This window comes from Psychrobacillus sp. FSL H8-0484 (assembly GCF_038005325.1).
Taxonomy (GTDB): domain Bacteria; phylum Bacillota; class Bacilli; order Bacillales_A; family Planococcaceae; genus Psychrobacillus.
The window spans coordinates 1,948,510-1,965,114 of sequence record NZ_JBBOSZ010000001.1 but is presented as its reverse complement, the minus strand read 5'-3'; the positions used below and the strand labels follow the sequence as shown (position 1 = coordinate 1,965,114).

The following is a 16,605-nucleotide window of genomic DNA, read 5'->3' as shown; positions in this document are numbered from 1 at the left end:
CCTTTAGTTGAACAAGAAAAAAGAGCCGTCTGAACAGCTCAACAATCTTCCACTAAAGCACCCGATTACATCATTTATTTGGATATCCATTCATATTGAATATCAGGTAAATTTTCTTCATTTTCATGTCCTCTACCTTTGATTTCAAATCCATGTTTTTCATAAAATCGTTGTGCATTTTCATTTACTTCAAATGTGTATAATGTTAATCTCCCACTTGATTGTGCTTTTACGTTATCTAGTAATGCATGACCTATACCGATTCCTTGATAATCTTTATGAATATATAGTTGGCTTATTTCCTTTTCATTATAGGCAATCATTCCAGCTACTTTTTCATCAATTAACGCTAAATCTATTTGAAACTGTTCAGGTAATATATGATTTAAAAAATAAACTTGATTTTCAAAGCTGTGAATTTCTTTCTGACCAATAGCCTGTTCCTTACTATCTCGCCACATATCCACTGTTTGTTCAGCGTATTTGGGGTTATACTGAGTAATTATCATTTTGTGTCGGTTCACTACAATACCTCCTCAAGTTTTGTTTACTGCTTTATATATTGTTTTCCTGAAATAAATTCGATAAATACTACCTGTTACAGGTATTTTATCATTTATAAAATTTCTTTCTAGCTTCATCAACTAACCTGCTGCGTTAGTTCAATAAGAATAGCCACCGTAAAAGAACTGATTGGATTAATTACTTATATATTTATAATACGACTCTGTTTCGGCCTTAATTGAACACCCATTTTTTATAAATACTTTCTGCATTTTTTTATTGGTCTCATGCGTAATTCCTATGTAATAGGTTGCTCCCATTTGTTTTAGTAAATTCATGGACTGATAGTGAATAGATACACTATGTCCTTTCCCTCTCTCTTCAGGTAAAATCCCAAAATAAAATAACCTTCCTTTGTCTACAGTGCCACATTCTATGTGAGGAATAGATATACCAATGGGTTTGTCTTCCAAGTAAATGACATTACAAGATTTAGTCCAATTCTCCCCTATCTCATTTTTCACTGAGTTTAGATGTTCATCCATTGTAAGTGAAGTTGGGGAGTTTTCAGACCCATACATACATTTCTCCCAAATTTTCTTAAACTCATCTTCCGATATTTTATAGTCACTTAATGATTTCCAATCATACCCTTTTTTATTTTTATTAATATCATTTAAGTCTCTAAATACTTCAACTTTTGAAGCATACTTTTCAAATCCGAAGTTAATTAACATTTGCGAAAGAACCAAATAGTGTTCCGAAGATCTGTTAATTAAAGCACTAATTCTGTTAAGTTTATTTTGTATAGCAAAGTCATTTAAAGTATTTATCTTATCTTTCCAGTTATTCTGGTCATAGTCCGCCATCTCTCTCTCTTCTATTCCAATATACAGAGGCATGCCATCTAATACTTTAAATGATTCTTTTAAAAGGTTTTTCACCATAGAAATTTGAGTCAATATACAATCACCCTTTCAACCTTTATTCCTATTACTTCGATATTATTCTAAATATATCTTCTTCAACTAAACTGCCATTTACTTTAATACGTTTAAAATGAATAGAGATTCCAATTTTGAGTAAATTTTCCATTTTAAATTATCAAAAATTCATTTTGCTTTTTGAACTAAACTTCCCCGTTAGCCATCCATAAAGCCTAGCTTCGCCACAGAATATGAAAGAAAATTACGTTCTTCCATGGTAGTTCAATAAGAGAAAAGAGTTGCTTAAGCAACCCATGATCTTTAACTAAAGCATCCGTTTGTTGAATAAGCATATTCCATTGCATATTATGGTCGTACTATGCCATAAACTAACCACTTTGCAATCTCAAACAATTCCTATTTTCAATAAACTAGATATAAATTACTTTTAATTTATCCAACCTAGCCATATAATTAAGAAACTAATTGTAAAGGAGGTTGAAAAAATGAAACCTAACCCTTTGCACCAATGGGAAAAAGATCATAATAAACGTGTATTAGATTTCCATAAAAATCACGCATTAGAATTAGAGCGTGGCGAGAATGGAAACGGGTTGTTAGCTAAATGGGAAAGATTTGTCTACAACAAGGGAAAAGCTCTTTTTAAAGCTGTCAAATAAACTTTTATAAATTAACTGTTCCTTTTGGGACAGTTCTTTTTTCTATTATTGTTGTATGAATTGTTACGCATTTTGTGTCAAAAGCAACATAAAACTTTCGTTCTCTGATAGCACTAATTTGCCCCTTTAGCCATCCATGAAGCCCTGCATCACCAAAGAATATGCAAGAAAATTACGTTCTTCCATGGTAGTTAGCTCCCACAAGGCTATTGTCAGATAATATCTTATAAAAACCACCATTGGATTGATTAATTCTCGATATTACTCTTTCGATAGTTTCATTTGCTGGGTTTGTTTAGTAATCCTCATACTTATTCAACAAAGGTATAAAAGCTTTAACCTGAATATCAAAAATAGCTAGTGCATCGTTTTCAGTTGCTTTTTCCAATCTAATCTCTATGAATTTCACCTTCTTAATTAATTTATATCTTGTAGTATTCGACAAGAATTCATCTTCTTCCTTCTTCAACTAACCTACTGCGTTTTCTGAACAAGAAAAAAGAGCTGCCAAAGCAACCCTTTGATTTTTACTAAAGCACTCCGTTAGTTCAACAAGTTTTTGTAATGAATACTTCACATCATACCTGTCTTTGCCTATACTCCTTCTTCAAACGTTCAATCTGTGCAAGGTGTCCTCGTATATGCTCAACGCGGTATTCCAATAATTGCTTGAAGGTGAAGCGTCCTTCGTCAGCATATACCCCTACTCTCTTTACTTGTTCAGTTGTTAACTGGGCAAGAATTGGCAGCATACTGGAACGAAGCAATTCGAATAGGAGTAGATATTGTTCACGGTCCAACTGATCATACCCTAATGCATTCGCCCAGGCGTCCTGGTCAGGAGACGTCAAAAGAGGCTCCTCCTCTGCCAAGACCTTTTTCAATCTCTGTGTTGAAACTAATTCAGAATCCGCTACGTGGATTAAAACTTGATGGATACTCCATTTATTCGGTGCAGGCTTAAACCTAAGCTCTTCCTCAGATAAACAATTTATGGCTTCTCGCAACATTTTATATCCAAGACCATACTCTTCAATTAACGCTTCCATATTGGGTTCCTCCTAATAAATTTTATTACTCAAAATTATATGTTCTATTTTTTGCAACTATTCTTTTATCCTTCTCTTTTAACCTGCTGCGTTCGTTCAATAAGAAAAAAAGAACCGTCTATGAGGCTCAGATCTTTTACTAATGCCTCCGTTAGTTCAATAAAAAATAAAACAAAATTGCTACCACAAAACTCGGAATTCCAATCAAAGCTGAACGAAAACTAACATTATTTCTTTTATTTCTACCTTCATCAGATTCAGTTGCTAAGTTAGCCCTCATTCTATCTCCACTAACTAATACACCTGAAAAAATGAATGATATTCCAATAAAAAATAAACCTATTCCACTTGTAATAGTAGTAACCATTTCAATATCCCATATCACAATAGATACTAATACACCTATTAGAGATAGAAGAATTCCGATTAAAAAATACCTCAAGTTATCCCCCCTTTGCTGTTAATTGACACAAAAGTTTAAGTAATTGAACTAACCGTTAGAAATAGGTAAACGTTTGAAGTTATCTCCGGCATTTCCCTTACTCCGCACAGAACCTGCTAATTTCCCAGCTAACGTTAATTCTATAAAAAAATATCACTTGATTTAAGAAATAAAAATCGTGGATTTTAATTATTACTTCATTGGAATAATCTGATTTAGTTTATGTTCTTCAATCAAATCAATATTTCTCTTGTTAAGAGTATAATCCTGTAAAGAACTTCCGATATTAGCATAAAGTTCAACGGTTTGTAACTCTGATAATGGTAGCCATTTTACCCCTATTTGATTGGGATCTGGTTTTTCAGGAAGTCTTGGAATTGAGTGGTTTTTTAATTTACATTCAAACATCATAACTAATGTATGGGTATTCCCAAACTTTTCAAAATTAAGATGTGGTGTATATTCATATACAAAGGCTAAGGGACCAACTTCTACATCAATACACGCTTCTTCCTTCGCTTCTCTTATAACTGCTTCCATAATAGATTCATTTGGTTCGGTTCCACCTGCAGGTAAATCGTAGACAATACCCCTAACAGGGTCATTATATTCTGTTAACAATATTTTATTATCTTCAATGATTATTGCCCCTGCACGTACCCTTATATGAAATTGCACTTAGTCTCACTTCCTATTATTGTTTTTCAATATCTTGCATCACAAATGTAAAAACTCTTGTTTAATTAATAAAATTCAACGTTATTTAATAATACCCTTTATTCATTTCTTATTGAAATCATCCGTTATCTGAAAATTACTTTCTATTTCTGTAAAATCGCCCCCTACATTATGTAAAATGTGTGGTGGTTTTGCTCTCATACTACCAATCTTCTACAATCTCTTGCATTTAATGTAATTGCTACTTCATCAGCTTTAGGTATCTCCTTAATTATTAAATAATAAATTTCCCTTTTTAAGAACAATAGAACCTTCTAAGCAATAATATAAAAATAATTACTTTATTCTTAATAATGGAGTGTGAACATGGGCGCTATAGATGGAGAAAATTTTATTAACCGATTAAATGGTTTAAATTCTGAAATTTGGTTTGACGGTGAAAAAGTGGAGGGATTGATATCTGAACACTCAGCCTTCAAAGGGCTTATTCATACAAAAGCTTCTCTTTATGATTTGCAACATGACCCAAAAATAAAAAATGAGATGACTTTTAAATCACCAATATCAGGAGAAGCGATTGGACTTTCCTATTTGCAACCCAAAACGAAAGAGGACTTAATTAAAAGACGCAAGATGTTCGAACATTGGGCAAAGCAGACTTTCGGTATTATGGGAAGAAGCCCTGACTATTTGAACACTGTTTTAATGAGCTTTGCCTCTTCAGCATCCTTTTTGGAAGGCAAAGAAAAATGTTTTCCAAATAATCTCCTAGCCCTTTATGAAATGGCAAGGGAAAAGGACCTATCGTTTACACATACATTTATTTCTCCACAAGTGAATCGTTCTCAAATCTATTTTGAAAATTCGAAGGATGAACCAATCACTGCAAAGGTTATTGATGAAAATGAAGAAGGAATCGTCATTAAAGGTGCACGGCTTTTAGCCACGCAAGGTGGTTTAACCGATGAGGTATTAGTTTTTAGTGTTGCTCGATTTCTCTTTAAAGTCGATGAAGCTTTTGCTTTTTCGATTCCGTCTAATACGAAAGGGCTAAAGTTTATTTGTAGGGATACCCTAATCGGGGGCGAATCTTCTTTTAACCACCCATTAAGCTCACGATACGAGGAAATGGATTCCATTGTTGTCTTTGATAATGTATTAGTTCCATGGGATCGAGTTTTTTATTATAACAACGTTGAAGTAGCCGAAGACTTCATCACGCAAAGCTCTTTCCACCCTTTTGCTAAACACCAAGTATTGACTAGACAAATCGAAAAAACAAAGTTTATTTTAGGGATTGCTGAGCTTCTTATAGAAACGATTAACATTAGTGAGTTTCAACATATACAAGAAAAAATGTCGGAAATCATCATTGGTCTTGAAACAATGAAGGCTTTGTTAGAAAAATCGGAGAATGACGCAACATTAGACGAATGGGGCTATATGCGGCCCGATATTGTTCCGCTTAAGGTTGCTAGTAATATTTTCCCAAAAATTTATCCTCGTTTCAGTGAAATTGTTCAAATATTGGGAGCAAGCGGAATGATATCTTTACCAACAGAAAAAGCATTTCATTCTATTATTAGAACAGAATTAGATCAGTACCTTCAAGGTGCAACTAAAACAGCCGAGGAACGAGTGAAAATATTTCGTTTGGCCTGGGATCTAACAATGAGTTCATTTGGAACAAGACAAACCCAATACGAGAGGTTTTTTTATGGCGACCCGGTTCGATTATCAAGCGATTTATATAAGAGCTATCCCAAAAATGATTATGTAAAAACAGTTAGAAATTTTTTAGATTCAAAAACGAAAGACTAACAGAACAAAACCGCCTCAGAATGCTGTCATAAACCCTAAAAAGTAAACAGCTAATATATCATTATCCTCTTCTAATACGATAAGCACACCACTTATCGCAAAAGCTATGGTACCAATGATGTTAAGAAGTCCCCCATCAAAGCGATTCCTCCTTTCCTTAATAGACCCATTTAATCGCAAAAGAGTCGTTCAAAAAGTAAATTTTGAACGACTCTTTTGTTTTATTCTTGTATACTAAAAACAACTTGTCCGACGGCTTTTGCTGCAACTAAGAGTGCATCTTCGTCGATATCAAATTTTGGATGGTGGTTGAAATATGGTTTTTCAACCCCTTTTGGTGTACATCCAATATAAAAGAAACAAGCAGGAAACTTTTCTGCATAGTAAGCAAAGTCTTCAGATGGTGCCATTGGTGGGACTTCTTTTACTTCTGTAATTTCTTTCACATTCGCATTTTTAAGAGCTTCTGCTACTTTTTCTGTAAGTTCAGGATTATTGTACAAAGGAGGATAGTCTGGTGTATAGGTAAGTTCACAAATTACATCGAACTCTTCTTCAAGTCCTTTGACAAGGCGCTTTACTTCTCGTTCAATCGTTTCTTTCGTTTCAACCGTCATGTAACGGATATCCCCTTCAAGTTCTACGCTATCCTTAATCACATTAAAGGTTCCAGCTCCATCAAACGATCCAATTGTAATTACTCCTATGTCAAATGGACTTAATCGGCGGCTTATAATGGTTTGAACTGCGGTTACAAAGTGAGCACCTGCTACGATTGCATCATTTGCTAGGTGAGGCGATGAACCATGTCCGCCTCTGCCTTGTATTTTCAATTTCATATATGCTCGACCATTGAAAGCATAACCTTTATTGTAACCAACCATTCCAACAGGAGCTATTGGTAGCAAGTGAATTCCATACACTTCATCTAAATCATCCAACAGTCCAGATTCTAAAATACTTTTTGCTCCACCTGGTGGAACTTCTTCAGCATGCTGATGAATTATTTTAATAGTTCCCGATAGCTCTGATTTCAGTTGAATTAAACAATCTGCAAGAACCAACAAGTAAGCTGTATGACCATCATGACCGCATGCATGCATGACACCCTCATTTTTAGACTTGAAGGGTACAGACGTTTCTTCTACAATTGGAAGCGCATCAAAATCTGCACGTAATCCAATTGTTTTCCCTGGTTTTCCTCCTACTATTGTTACAATAATTCCGTAACCATTCCCGACATTTGTTTGTACTTCGACGTCTTTTCCTTTGTAAAAGTCAGCAATATATTGAGCCGTTTTTTCTTCTTTAAATGATAATTCAGGATGTTCATGTAAAAAACGGCGAATTTGAAACATTTCATCTTTACGTTCATCCAACATTTCCATTAATTTTTCTTTCATAACTAGAACTCTCCTTATTTAACTTCACTTTTACCAGCATTATTTGGAACCATAAAGATAATTGATAACAATGCGAAAATATAGTTATAGTACATTCCAAAGCAACCGTAAACGTCTGCGAATAGTTTTGCACTTAACGGACGCTATGGGCTTTCCTTACTGAATAACCGTTTAGTTTCGGACGCCCAATTTCACTTAACTGCTTAGTTAAGCACTTTCTTTTTGGCCGCTTGAATAAGCTCTCGGATTTTATTTAAATCATTTTGATGAAAAGCATCGACAATGGCACTACCTACGATTACCCCATCAGTTAAAGTAGCAATACTTCCTACTTGTTCTGGAGTAGAAATACCGAATCCCGCAAGGACTGGAATAGTACTTAGGTCTTTTAACTTTGTTAAATGCTGCTCCAACTGCTCATCAAAACCGTCTCGAACACCTGTAATGCCATTTACAGTCACTGCATAAATGAACCCTTCCCCTGAAGCGGTAATTTTAGCAATGCGTTCAGGAGGACTTGTCAATGAAACAAGTGGAACTAACGCTACATCTGTCTTTGCCAGTACTGTTCGAAGAACATCACTTTCCTCCAATGGTACGTCTGGTACGATTAATCCGCCAATTCCAATACGCTCACAATCCATTGCAAACTTCTCTATCCCATAACTTAGCACAGGATTATAATACGTCATGAGAACAAGCGGTACTTGAACCACTTCATGAAACGATTCAATTTCCTGCATAATTAAACGAAGTGTTGTTCCAATTGCAAGTGCCCGTTCTCCTGCTTTTTGAATTGTCGGCCCATCGGCGACTGGATCTGAAAATGGAATCCCTACTTCAATAGCCGTAGCTCCCGCTTCTTGTAGAAAAAGAATGTTCTTTTTTAGCGTTTCAAGTCCACCATCTCCAGCCATTATATATGGAATAAATGCCTTATGCCCATTATGAAGTACAGATTCTATCGCATTGGTTAATTTAGTTTTATCCATTTATCTTCACCCCTAACGCATCTCTTACTGTTTGCACATCTTTATCCCCGCGCCCTGATAAGCAAATAACTAAAATCTCCTCTGGACGCATCTCTTTTGCCAAACCGACTGCAAAATGGATAGCGTGGGCACTTTCTAAAGCAGGAATTATACCTTCTTTTTTCGACAGTAATTGCAAACCTTCTAGTGCCTCTGAATCTGTAACCGATGTATATTTCACTCGGCCAATATCATGTAAATAACTATGTTCAGGTCCTACAGCAGGATAATCAAGTCCGGCTGATATAGAGTGAGCCTCTTGAATAAAGCCATTGTCGTCTTGCAAGATATACATATATGCGCCGTGGAGAACACCTTCTTTTGCCTCAGCAACAGCGGCTGCATGTAAGCCCGTAGAAATTCCACTTCCTCCAGCCTCTACCCCATACAATCTAACCTCTTCATCTTCAATAAATGGATGGAACATACCGATCGCATTACTTCCTCCCCCTACACATGCAACAACTGCATCGGGTAATCTGCCTTCTTTTTCAAGGATTTGCTTCCTTGTTTCTACACCAATTACTCGCTGGAAGTCGCGGACGATTCGAGGAAATGGGTGAGGGCCAAGCGCCGAACCTAAAATATAATGCGTATCTTCCACATTGGATACCCAATAACGGAGTGCCTCATTAACAGCATCTTTTAGCGTTCCTGAACCCTGATCTACAGAAACAACTGTTGCACCAAGAAGCTCCATTCGGAACACATTCAATTCCTGTCTACGTACATCTTCTTTCCCCATGAAAACAACACATTCCAGGTCAAATAATGCACAAACAGTTGCTGTTGCCACTCCGTGCTGACCTGCTCCAGTTTCCGCAACAATTTTCTTTTTGCCCATTCGCATCGCTAGTAAGGCCTGACCAATCGTATTATTAATTTTATGTGCACCTGTATGGTTCAAATCTTCTCGTTTTAAGTAAATTTTCGCTCCGCCAAGTTCTGCTGTTAAGCGTTCTGCAAAATACAAAGGAGTTTCACGACCAACATAGTCTTTTAAATAGTAATTTACTTCCTCGATAAAAGTAGGATCTGCAATTGCTTCTTCATATGCCTGCTCCAGTTCAATAAGTGCTGTCATCAATGTTTCCGGCACATACTGACCACCAAATCTTCCATATCTACCAACTTTTGACTCATCGATTGTTTTTACCATATGCTTATCTCTCCCCGTCTTTGACAGCACGAATAAACGTACGAATCAATTCTTTATCTTTTCTTCCATCCACTTCTACACCACTGGATACGTCTACCATATAGGGTTTAACACGTTGTATTGCTTCTCTCACATTTGTAGAATTCAATCCCCCAGCTAAAATAACTTTATCTGCTGGAATCCTGTGCCCCTTCATTAACTGCCAATCGAACGTTAGTCCGCTGCCCCCCTGGTAATCTACACCTGGAGCATCGAATAAGTAATAATCCGTTTGGAACTGCTTAGCATGCTCTACATCGTCTTCACTCTTTACGGATAATGCTTTAACGGATGGATAAGCATTGGCTTGGATAAATGATGGCGTTTCATTGCCATGGTATTGCACTAAATCTAAAGGGACCTCTCGAAAAGCTGTTTCTATCTCTTGTTCACTTGGATCTACAAATACACCTATTTTCAAAACAGTCGAGGGTACTTCTTTTGCAAGCTCTTTTGCTTGTTCAACGGTCAATTTCCGTTTACTCGGTGCAAATACAAAACCAATGGCATCTGCTCCAGCATCTACTACCACTTGTACATGTTCTTTTTCCATCAGACCGCAAATTTTTACTTTTGTCATAAGGTGATGGCACTTCGCTTCACTTGTAATGCCCGCAAACCAGTCTCTACATCTCCACTACGCATGAGTGATTCCCCTACCAGTACTCCGCTTGCTCCATATTCTGCTACACGAACAGCATCTTCCGCATTCCAAATTCCACTTTCACTAATTAATACACGTTCCTCATGGAAAGGGAAAAGAGCAGCAATTTCTGCTGTACGAGCTAAATCCACTTCAAAGGTTCGCAAGTCGCGATTATTAACGCCTATCAATTTTGCATCTAGTTGTAAAGCACGTTCCAACTCTTCCGCATCATGTACTTCCACTAACACTTCTAAGCCTTGACCTGTAGCATGCGAATACAGTTTTGTTAGCTCTTCTTGAGTGAGCGCAGCAACAATTAATAAGACGACAGATGCTCCCGCATGCTTTGCATGATCAATTTGAATTGTGTGTATAACGAAATCTTTACATAATATTGGAATTGGAACAGTATGAGCAACTTCCTGTAAGTCGGCAAATGTTCCCTGGAAAAAGGGAGTGTCTGTTAATACCGAGATACAAGCTGCTCCTGCTTTATAATAGTTCATTGCTTGTTCTGCTGGATTAACTCCATCCGAGATCAATCCTTTGGAAGGAGAAGCACGTTTTATTTCCGAAATGATTTGTAAGTGCTCGGAATGATACATTTGGTCAAAAAGGGAATGCCTTTGATAAGTTGTTTCTTGCACTAGTAACGGCGTACTTAACATCTCTTCAATTTGACTTTTTTTTGCCTGAAGTATTTTATCTAAAATCGTTGACAAGTTACTACCTCCTGACCAACTGCTCTATTACTAAAAGCGATCACTGCTTCTAATTTCTCTAATGCTTTTCCAGAGAGTATAGAATCTGTCGCTAGTTTTACTCCTTCTGGAATGGAACTTACGATACCACTTGCAAATAAACCGATTCCACTGTTAAAGATGACAGTATCAAAATAAGGACTTCTTTCTCCATTCAGGACTTTTCGCATGATTTTTGCATTTGCAACGCTATCTCCGCCACGTATTGCAGAAACGGGAGCAGCAGATAAACCGACTTCATCCGGTGTCAGCGTGAAAGGAATAAGATCTCCCTTCTCCACGAGAACAAGCGTATTTTTACCAGCGAGAGATGCCTCATCCATTCCTCCAGCGCCACAAACAACTATTGCTCTATCTCTTCCAAGTAATCGTAAAACTTCCCCATATTCCATTGCAAAATCTATTCTATTTATACCCGTATATTGTGTTGTAAGGGATACTGGATTTGTTAGTGGCCCGACTAGGTTGAAAATAGTTGGTTTGCCAATTTGTATTCTTGCTAAACTAATTCGTTTTAATTTAGGATGCACATTTGGTGCATATAGGAAAGTAAGACCTTCTTGCTTCAGCAAATCAATGGAAGCATCTGGCCCAATAGAAGTATGAATCCCTAATGCTTCCAATACATCCGAACTCCCTGCTGCACTTGAAATTTTCCGATTTCCATGTTTAGCAATGGTTGCGCCAGCACCTGCAAGCACAAAAGCGGATGTTGTACTTATATTAAAACTGTTTAATCCGTCTCCACCTGTACCGCAATTGTCCATATAATTACCAGCTGGTTCATTCAGCTTGATAGCAAAAGACTTCATCACTGTCGCAAGTGCAGCCACTTCATTGGCAGTTTCTCCTTTTTTCGATAGGGCTACCAAGAAATCCACGATCTGTTGCAAAACTGTTTTGTCATTAAACAAGAGCAGTGAAGCTTCCACCATTTCGTCATACAATAAATGCTCGTGCTTCTCAACTTTTCCAATAAACTCTCTCATCTCAGCCTCTCCTCTGCTCATCTCAACTATTTTCTTTATCCCATAGCATCTAAGTGACATCCGCCGTAGCCTTTGATTTCTAAAAGAAATAAAAAAAGCCCTCTTCAAAGGAATTCAGAAAAATCCCTTTGAAGAGGACGGTATCGACCGCGTTGCCACCTCTTGTTGGAGTGTATCCACTCCCACTTCACATCCTGTAACGTAGGAAAACACGTCTATCTCTAAAACGACTCATCGTTCTCAAGATAGCTCTCATAAGTCCATTCACATTAGCTACAAATCAGTTCTCACCAACCACTGACTCTCTTCCTTGCATACTAATGCTACTCTTCTTATTCAAACAATTTCTCAGCTATACTCATCTATACTCATCTATACTCAGCTCGTCTGTTCAATGGGCGAAACCGCTCTCGGTTCCTTCTACCCGTATCCGAACATAAAAGTTACTACTATGATAGTAGGAAGACTTCTAATTGTCAAACTATTTTTATGTGTTTGTTGTTATAGGTATTGGCGGCTCTTATTTAGGGTCTAAATCGGTAATAGATGCTTTATCTAAGCCTTTTCAGAAACCAAATGAATTTGAGGTAATTTTTGCTTGATATTTCGTTAGTGGCTTCTATGTAAAGGAACTAATGGCATACTTGGACGACAAAGTAGTCACATTAAATGTTATTTCAAAGTAAGGAATGACCCCTGAACCTGCAACCGCATTTCGCTTTTTACAGCAGTACATGGAAAAACGATATGGCGATCAAGTAACATCACGCATAATTGTTACAACCGACGAAGAAAAAGGTGTTTTACGAACACTCGCTATAGAAAAGGGCTATATCCCTATATAAAAGAAAAAAAAGCAACTTTTCTTTCAATACAGCAAAAGTCGCTTTTTTCTTTGTTCTTTTTTACTTTGATTCTTTTAGAAGAGTTACAATCATCATGGGCTTATTTTGCAACTTATCCTTACAAAATTACCAATTCTTTTGTTGATGGTGATAATACCTCGCAGCCTTCTTCTGTGATAAGTAGCATATCTTCTATTCGTGCGCCACCAATGTCCTTTAAATAGACACCTGGCTCAATTGTAACAACCATGTTTGGTAACAAAATTTTCTCAGAGTCTACAGAAAAGAGTGGCTTTTCATGAACTTCCAACCCAATTCCATGTCCTGTGCCCGTTCCAGAAACTTCATTAAATCCTGTTTCTATTAATATATCCCTCATATATTTATCCACTTCCTGATCCGTCATTCCGGCTTTTATATTATTGGCACAGTTCGAAAACGAACGGTAGACGGCTTGTTGAACTTCTTTCATTTTTTCGTTAGGTTCCCCTAATGCTACAACTCGAGAAATATCAGACCAATAGCCATTGTAGTTTGTCCCAAAATCGATGGTGATCATATCGCCCTTTTCTAAAACCTTATCACTAGCCCGACCATGCGGTAGGGATCCCCTAGTTCCAGATGCCACAATCGGGCTGAAAGTCGAAGTGATTCCACCATTCTTTTTAATAAAGTTTTCCAATTCCCCCGCTACCTCTAATTCCGTCAATCCAGGACGGATGATATTCAAAATATATACAAATGCATCATCTGTAATCTTAGAAGAAATTCTTAGGTTTTCTATTTCATTTGGAGACTTTACCATACGCATATTTTCCACCAAATCATACGTCGGAATTAGCTCTGCGTTAACGAGGTCGTTCAATTTGGTGTAATTTCCGTAATTGAGATGCTGTTGTTCAAAGCCAAGACGAGTAATACCCATCTCTTTGATTTGTTTCGCTACTTCATCATAAATCTTATGTTTATGGCCAGTATGATCCTTGTGTAAAACAACAGCCATATCGGTTTGAATAGTCGCCTGCTCAAAATAACGGTAATCAGTGATGAATCTCACATCTTTTTTTGTTATAAGGACAATACCATTACTTCCAGTAAAGCCAGAAACGTATCTTCTATTCCAATCTCCGTTAATCATCATTCCATCAATATTTAATTCATCTAATTTTTTTTGTATTTTTTCTACACTATTCATTTTTTCTCCTCCAATGTTTAAGTATATTTTTATATTTCAACATTCATAGTTACTTAGAAAAGGTAGTATGGAAAAATCGTTGAAACAATTATGATAGTGATTCCTGTAACTAATATATAGAAAGTAAACGGCGATTTCTTAACAAGTTTCCATTGGTAATCACTCTCTCTATTCACTTCTGACACAAACCTTTCAACTTTTGAAGATATTTGCAAAAACTTTCTAAAACTATAAAAGAAAAAATTGAACACTCTATTCTCTAATAGAAAAAGCACACCACCAACCATAAATAATAGTAAACCAATGAGAAAGAAAACATCCCAATAAGTAACACTTACATCTAAGAAAAAAAGTAGTATTGCCACTTGTCCAATACCCACAATTGTCCATAAAAATTCTTTATTCATTTTTAAATACTCTCACTTTCACCAATCCTTTCCTAGAATAGTTAAAGGACATGCAAATGCTTTAATGCAAACTTTGTATACTTCTTATATTGTGCTTCATTGCATGCAACCCAATGTCCCTCAGACACCTCTCTTAACTGATAATCTTCTGAGGTAGTATCCCATTGCTCTTTCTCTATTTTTTTTCTATTTTTCTCAACTTTCGGATCCGGAACTGGGATGGCAGATAATAGAGATTTCGTATAAGGATGAAGTGGATTATTATACAACTCGTGGCTCTCTGCTACTTCAACCAATTTCCCTTGGTACATGACACCAACACGATCGCTAATATACTTGACCATCGACAAATCATGGGCAATAAATAAATACGTCAGATTTTTTTCTCTTTGCAGCTTTTTCAGTAAATTTGTAATTTGTGCTTGAATGGAGACGTCCAATGCTGAGATTGGTTCATCTGCAATAATAAGTTCAGGGTCGACGGCAAGTGCTCTTGCGATACCAATACGCTGCCTTTGACCTCCACTGAATTCATGAGGATAACGGTTTGCATGTTCTTTTGATAGACCGACAGTTTTCAATAAATCATAAACTTTTTCCATCCGCTCTTTCTGGGAAGTATATAATCCGTGAATATCCATCCCTTCTGCTATAATGTCTGTAACAGTCCATCTAGGATTTAGTGATGAATAGGGATCTTGAAAAATCATTTGGATATTTTTATTGAGATTTAGTTTATTACTTTTGTGAATATCGACACCTTTAAAGTAGACTTTACCGTCTGTCGCATTGTATAAACGTATCAACGTTCTTCCGGTAGTTGATTTCCCGCAACCTGATTCTCCAACTAGTCCAAATGTTTCCCCTTTGTAAATTTCGAAAGATATTCCATCTACAGCTTTAATAACCTTATTTTTTCCACTATTAAAGTGCTGTTTTAACCCTTTCACTTCCAATATTTTTTCCTTAGAAATTTCTCGAACCAAATTATTGCTTGCCTTTTGCTTTTTTTCCTTTTGATCAACACGAAGTACTGATACTGTTGGTTTTGCTTTTTCATGTAATAGCCATGTAGCTGCATAATGTGTATCTGATACCTTAAACATTGGAGGTTCATGAATGAAGTCAATTTTCAGTGCATTCTCATTCCGCTGTGCAAAAGCGTCACCAACAGGTGGATAAAGTAGATTCGGCGGAGAGCCCGGAATTGTATGCAACTCATCTTGACTTATGTTTAAATCAGGCATTGCAGCCAACAACCCCTTTGTATAAGGATGTTGTGAATTATAAAAAACTTCTTCCGTTTTCCCAATCTCTACTATTTTACCTGCGTACATAACGGCTACTCGGTCAGCTATGTTAGCAACAACCCCAAGATCATGCGTAATAAAAATAATCGATGTCCCCATTTTCATCTGTATATCCTTCAATAATTCCAAAACTTGCGATTGGACTGTTACATCAAGTGCCGTTGTCGGCTCATCTGCAATTAAAATTTCTGGATTACAAGCAAGTGCCATTGCTATGACAACACGCTGTTGCATTCCACCAGAGAATTGATGTGGGTACTGCTTAGCTCTTTCCTCTGGATTTACAATGCCAACTAAACCAAGAAGTTCTATCGCTTTCTTCCCCGCTTCTTTTTTCGAGAGGTTTTGATGCGCTAAAATCCCTTCAATAATTTGATTTTTGACAGTCATTGTAGGATTCAGAGATGTCATCGGATCTTGGAATATAATCGAAATATCTGATCCTCGGATGTTCATCAACTCTTTTTTCGAAAAAGTGGTAATATCACGTTTTTTATACCAGATATTCCCGTTTACTACTTTTCCAGAAGGTTTAGGTATAAATCCCATGATACTTTTAGACATAACCGATTTACCAGATCCAGATTCTCCAACAATCGCCAAAGTTTCACCTTTATATAAATCGAATGTAACGCCTCTAACTGCTTTTACTTCCCCATCATACGTATCGAATGAGATATGCAAATCGTCTACTGATAAGATTTTTTCCACTATATTCAC

17 protein-coding genes, 2 pseudogenes and 1 other annotated feature are annotated in these 16,605 nt (G+C 36.7%); of the genes and pseudogenes, 3 read left to right on the top strand and 16 right to left on the bottom strand.

Going from position 1 to position 16,605, the window contains the following annotated elements; translation table 11 throughout:
- Positions 1 to 74 precede the first annotated feature (74 nt).
- Both MHH81_RS09480 and MHH81_RS09475 read right to left on the bottom strand, forming a co-directional pair.
- On the bottom strand, positions 75 to 524 hold the full coding sequence (locus tag MHH81_RS09480; protein WP_340920446.1) for a GNAT family N-acetyltransferase: 450 nt from the start codon (positions 522 to 524) through the stop codon (positions 75 to 77).
- Between the two features lie 174 nt (positions 525 to 698).
- Positions 699 to 1,466, bottom strand: coding sequence for a GNAT family N-acetyltransferase (locus MHH81_RS09475; RefSeq protein WP_340920445.1), 768 nt, complete (start codon positions 1,464 to 1,466; stop codon positions 699 to 701).
- 470 nt (positions 1,467 to 1,936) lie between these two features.
- Between MHH81_RS09475 and MHH81_RS09470 the strand changes: the two genes are divergently transcribed.
- Positions 1,937 to 2,110, top strand: a complete 174-nt coding sequence (locus MHH81_RS09470; RefSeq protein ID WP_340920444.1) for a hypothetical protein — start codon at positions 1,937 to 1,939, stop codon at positions 2,108 to 2,110.
- A 193-nt stretch (positions 2,111 to 2,303) separates the two neighbouring features.
- Here MHH81_RS09470 and MHH81_RS09465 read toward each other — a convergent pair.
- The 4 genes and pseudogenes from MHH81_RS09465 to MHH81_RS09450 all read right to left on the bottom strand — a co-directional run.
- Positions 2,304 to 2,510, bottom strand: a pseudogene (locus tag MHH81_RS09465) (GNAT family N-acetyltransferase); the annotation flags it as partial.
- Positions 2,511 to 2,688: 178 nt separating this feature from the next.
- The gene (locus MHH81_RS09460; RefSeq protein WP_340920443.1) at positions 2,689 to 3,159 is read right to left on the bottom strand and encodes a DinB family protein; all 471 of its coding nucleotides are present in this window, start codon (positions 3,157 to 3,159) and stop codon (positions 2,689 to 2,691) included.
- Between the two features lie 151 nt (positions 3,160 to 3,310).
- Positions 3,311 to 3,601 (bottom strand): DUF5316 domain-containing protein, encoded by a 291-nt coding sequence (locus MHH81_RS09455; RefSeq protein WP_340920442.1) that lies wholly within the window; start codon positions 3,599 to 3,601, stop codon positions 3,311 to 3,313.
- Positions 3,602 to 3,793: 192 nt separating this feature from the next.
- Complete coding sequence (locus tag MHH81_RS09450) at positions 3,794 to 4,279, bottom strand: NUDIX domain-containing protein (protein WP_340920441.1); 486 nt, start codon at positions 4,277 to 4,279, stop codon at positions 3,794 to 3,796.
- 366 nt (positions 4,280 to 4,645) lie between these two features.
- On the opposite strand from MHH81_RS09450, the gene hpaB reads away from it, so the two are divergent.
- Positions 4,646 to 6,100 (top strand): 4-hydroxyphenylacetate 3-monooxygenase, oxygenase component, encoded by a 1,455-nt coding sequence (gene hpaB / locus MHH81_RS09445; protein ID WP_340920440.1) that lies wholly within the window; start codon positions 4,646 to 4,648, stop codon positions 6,098 to 6,100.
- Positions 6,101 to 6,118: 18 nt separating this feature from the next.
- On the opposite strand, the pseudogene MHH81_RS09440 reads toward hpaB, so the two are convergent.
- From MHH81_RS09440 to trpD, 7 genes and pseudogenes are all read right to left on the bottom strand, one after another.
- Positions 6,119 to 6,262 (bottom strand): annotated as a pseudogene (locus tag MHH81_RS09440) (TRIC cation channel family protein); the annotation flags it as partial.
- A 59-nt stretch (positions 6,263 to 6,321) separates the two neighbouring features.
- On the bottom strand, positions 6,322 to 7,503 hold the full coding sequence (locus MHH81_RS09435) for an amidohydrolase (RefSeq protein ID WP_340920439.1): 1,182 nt from the start codon (positions 7,501 to 7,503) through the stop codon (positions 6,322 to 6,324).
- 203 nt (positions 7,504 to 7,706) lie between these two features.
- Positions 7,707 to 8,495, bottom strand: coding sequence for a tryptophan synthase subunit alpha (gene trpA / locus MHH81_RS09430; protein WP_340920438.1), 789 nt, complete (start codon positions 8,493 to 8,495; stop codon positions 7,707 to 7,709).
- On the bottom strand, positions 8,488 to 9,693 hold the full coding sequence (trpB, locus tag MHH81_RS09425; protein ID WP_340920437.1) for a tryptophan synthase subunit beta: 1,206 nt from the start codon (positions 9,691 to 9,693) through the stop codon (positions 8,488 to 8,490). The genes trpA and trpB overlap by 8 nt, the downstream gene beginning before the upstream one ends.
- Positions 9,694 to 9,697: 4 nt before the next feature.
- Positions 9,698 to 10,312 carry a phosphoribosylanthranilate isomerase gene (locus MHH81_RS09420; protein WP_340920435.1) on the bottom strand — a complete coding sequence of 205 codons (615 nt, stop codon included), beginning with the start codon at positions 10,310 to 10,312 and terminating at the stop codon, positions 9,698 to 9,700.
- On the bottom strand, positions 10,309 to 11,046 hold the full coding sequence (gene trpC / locus MHH81_RS09415; RefSeq protein ID WP_340925209.1) for an indole-3-glycerol phosphate synthase TrpC: 738 nt from the start codon (positions 11,044 to 11,046) through the stop codon (positions 10,309 to 10,311). Before trpC ends, MHH81_RS09420 begins: the two co-directional genes overlap by 4 nt.
- Before the next feature lie 38 nt (positions 11,047 to 11,084).
- Positions 11,085 to 12,128, bottom strand: coding sequence for an anthranilate phosphoribosyltransferase (gene trpD / locus MHH81_RS09410; RefSeq protein WP_340920433.1), 1,044 nt, complete (start codon positions 12,126 to 12,128; stop codon positions 11,085 to 11,087).
- A 130-nt stretch (positions 12,129 to 12,258) separates the two neighbouring features.
- Positions 12,259 to 12,477 (bottom strand) — a binding site (T-box leader).
- 124 nt (positions 12,478 to 12,601) lie between these two features.
- On the opposite strand from trpD, the gene MHH81_RS09405 reads away from it, so the two are divergent.
- Entirely contained in the window at positions 12,602 to 12,730 is a 129-nt protein-coding gene (locus MHH81_RS09405) for a hypothetical protein (protein ID WP_340920431.1), read from the top strand.
- Between the two features lie 361 nt (positions 12,731 to 13,091).
- Here MHH81_RS09405 and MHH81_RS09400 read toward each other — a convergent pair whose 3' ends face one another.
- Genes MHH81_RS09400 through MHH81_RS09390 form a run of 3 tightly spaced genes read right to left on the bottom strand, consistent with a single transcriptional unit; the run spans position 13,092 to position 16,596 of the window.
- Positions 13,092 to 14,168, bottom strand: coding sequence for a M24 family metallopeptidase (locus MHH81_RS09400; RefSeq protein WP_340920429.1), 1,077 nt, complete (start codon positions 14,166 to 14,168; stop codon positions 13,092 to 13,094).
- 53 nt (positions 14,169 to 14,221) lie between these two features.
- Entirely contained in the window at positions 14,222 to 14,575 is a 354-nt protein-coding gene (locus MHH81_RS09395) for a DUF3899 domain-containing protein (RefSeq protein ID WP_340920428.1), read from the bottom strand.
- Between the two features lie 41 nt (positions 14,576 to 14,616).
- Positions 14,617 to 16,596 (bottom strand): ABC transporter ATP-binding protein, encoded by a 1,980-nt coding sequence (locus MHH81_RS09390; RefSeq protein ID WP_340920427.1) that lies wholly within the window; start codon positions 16,594 to 16,596, stop codon positions 14,617 to 14,619.
- Positions 16,597 to 16,605 lie beyond the last annotated feature (9 nt).

Bases quoted from the DNA above. Each gene is read 5' to 3' on its own strand.
- MHH81_RS09470 (WP_340920444.1), top strand. From the start codon at position 1,937: ATGAAACCTAACCCTTTGCACCAATGGGAAAAAGATCATAATAAACGT.
- MHH81_RS09460 (WP_340920443.1), bottom strand. From the start codon at position 3,159: ATGGAAGCGTTAATTGAAGAGTATGGTCTTGGATATAAAATGTTGCGA.
- hpaB (WP_340920440.1), top strand. From the start codon at position 4,646: ATGGGCGCTATAGATGGAGAAAATTTTATTAACCGATTAAATGGTTTA.
- MHH81_RS09435 (WP_340920439.1), bottom strand. From the start codon at position 7,503: ATGAAAGAAAAATTAATGGAAATGTTGGATGAACGTAAAGATGAAATG.
- trpA (WP_340920438.1), bottom strand. From the start codon at position 8,495: ATGGATAAAACTAAATTAACCAATGCGATAGAATCTGTACTTCATAAT.
- trpB (WP_340920437.1), bottom strand. From the start codon at position 9,693: ATGGTAAAAACAATCGATGAGTCAAAAGTTGGTAGATATGGAAGATTT.
- MHH81_RS09420 (WP_340920435.1), bottom strand. From the start codon at position 10,312: ATGACAAAAGTAAAAATTTGCGGTCTGATGGAAAAAGAACATGTACAA.
- trpC (WP_340925209.1), bottom strand. From the start codon at position 11,046: ATGTTAAGTACGCCGTTACTAGTGCAAGAAACAACTTATCAAAGGCAT.
- trpD (WP_340920433.1), bottom strand. From the start codon at position 12,128: ATGAGAGAGTTTATTGGAAAAGTTGAGAAGCACGAGCATTTATTGTAT.
- MHH81_RS09400 (WP_340920429.1), bottom strand. From the start codon at position 14,168: ATGAATAGTGTAGAAAAAATACAAAAAAAATTAGATGAATTAAATATT.
- MHH81_RS09395 (WP_340920428.1), bottom strand. From the start codon at position 14,575: ATGAATAAAGAATTTTTATGGACAATTGTGGGTATTGGACAAGTGGCA.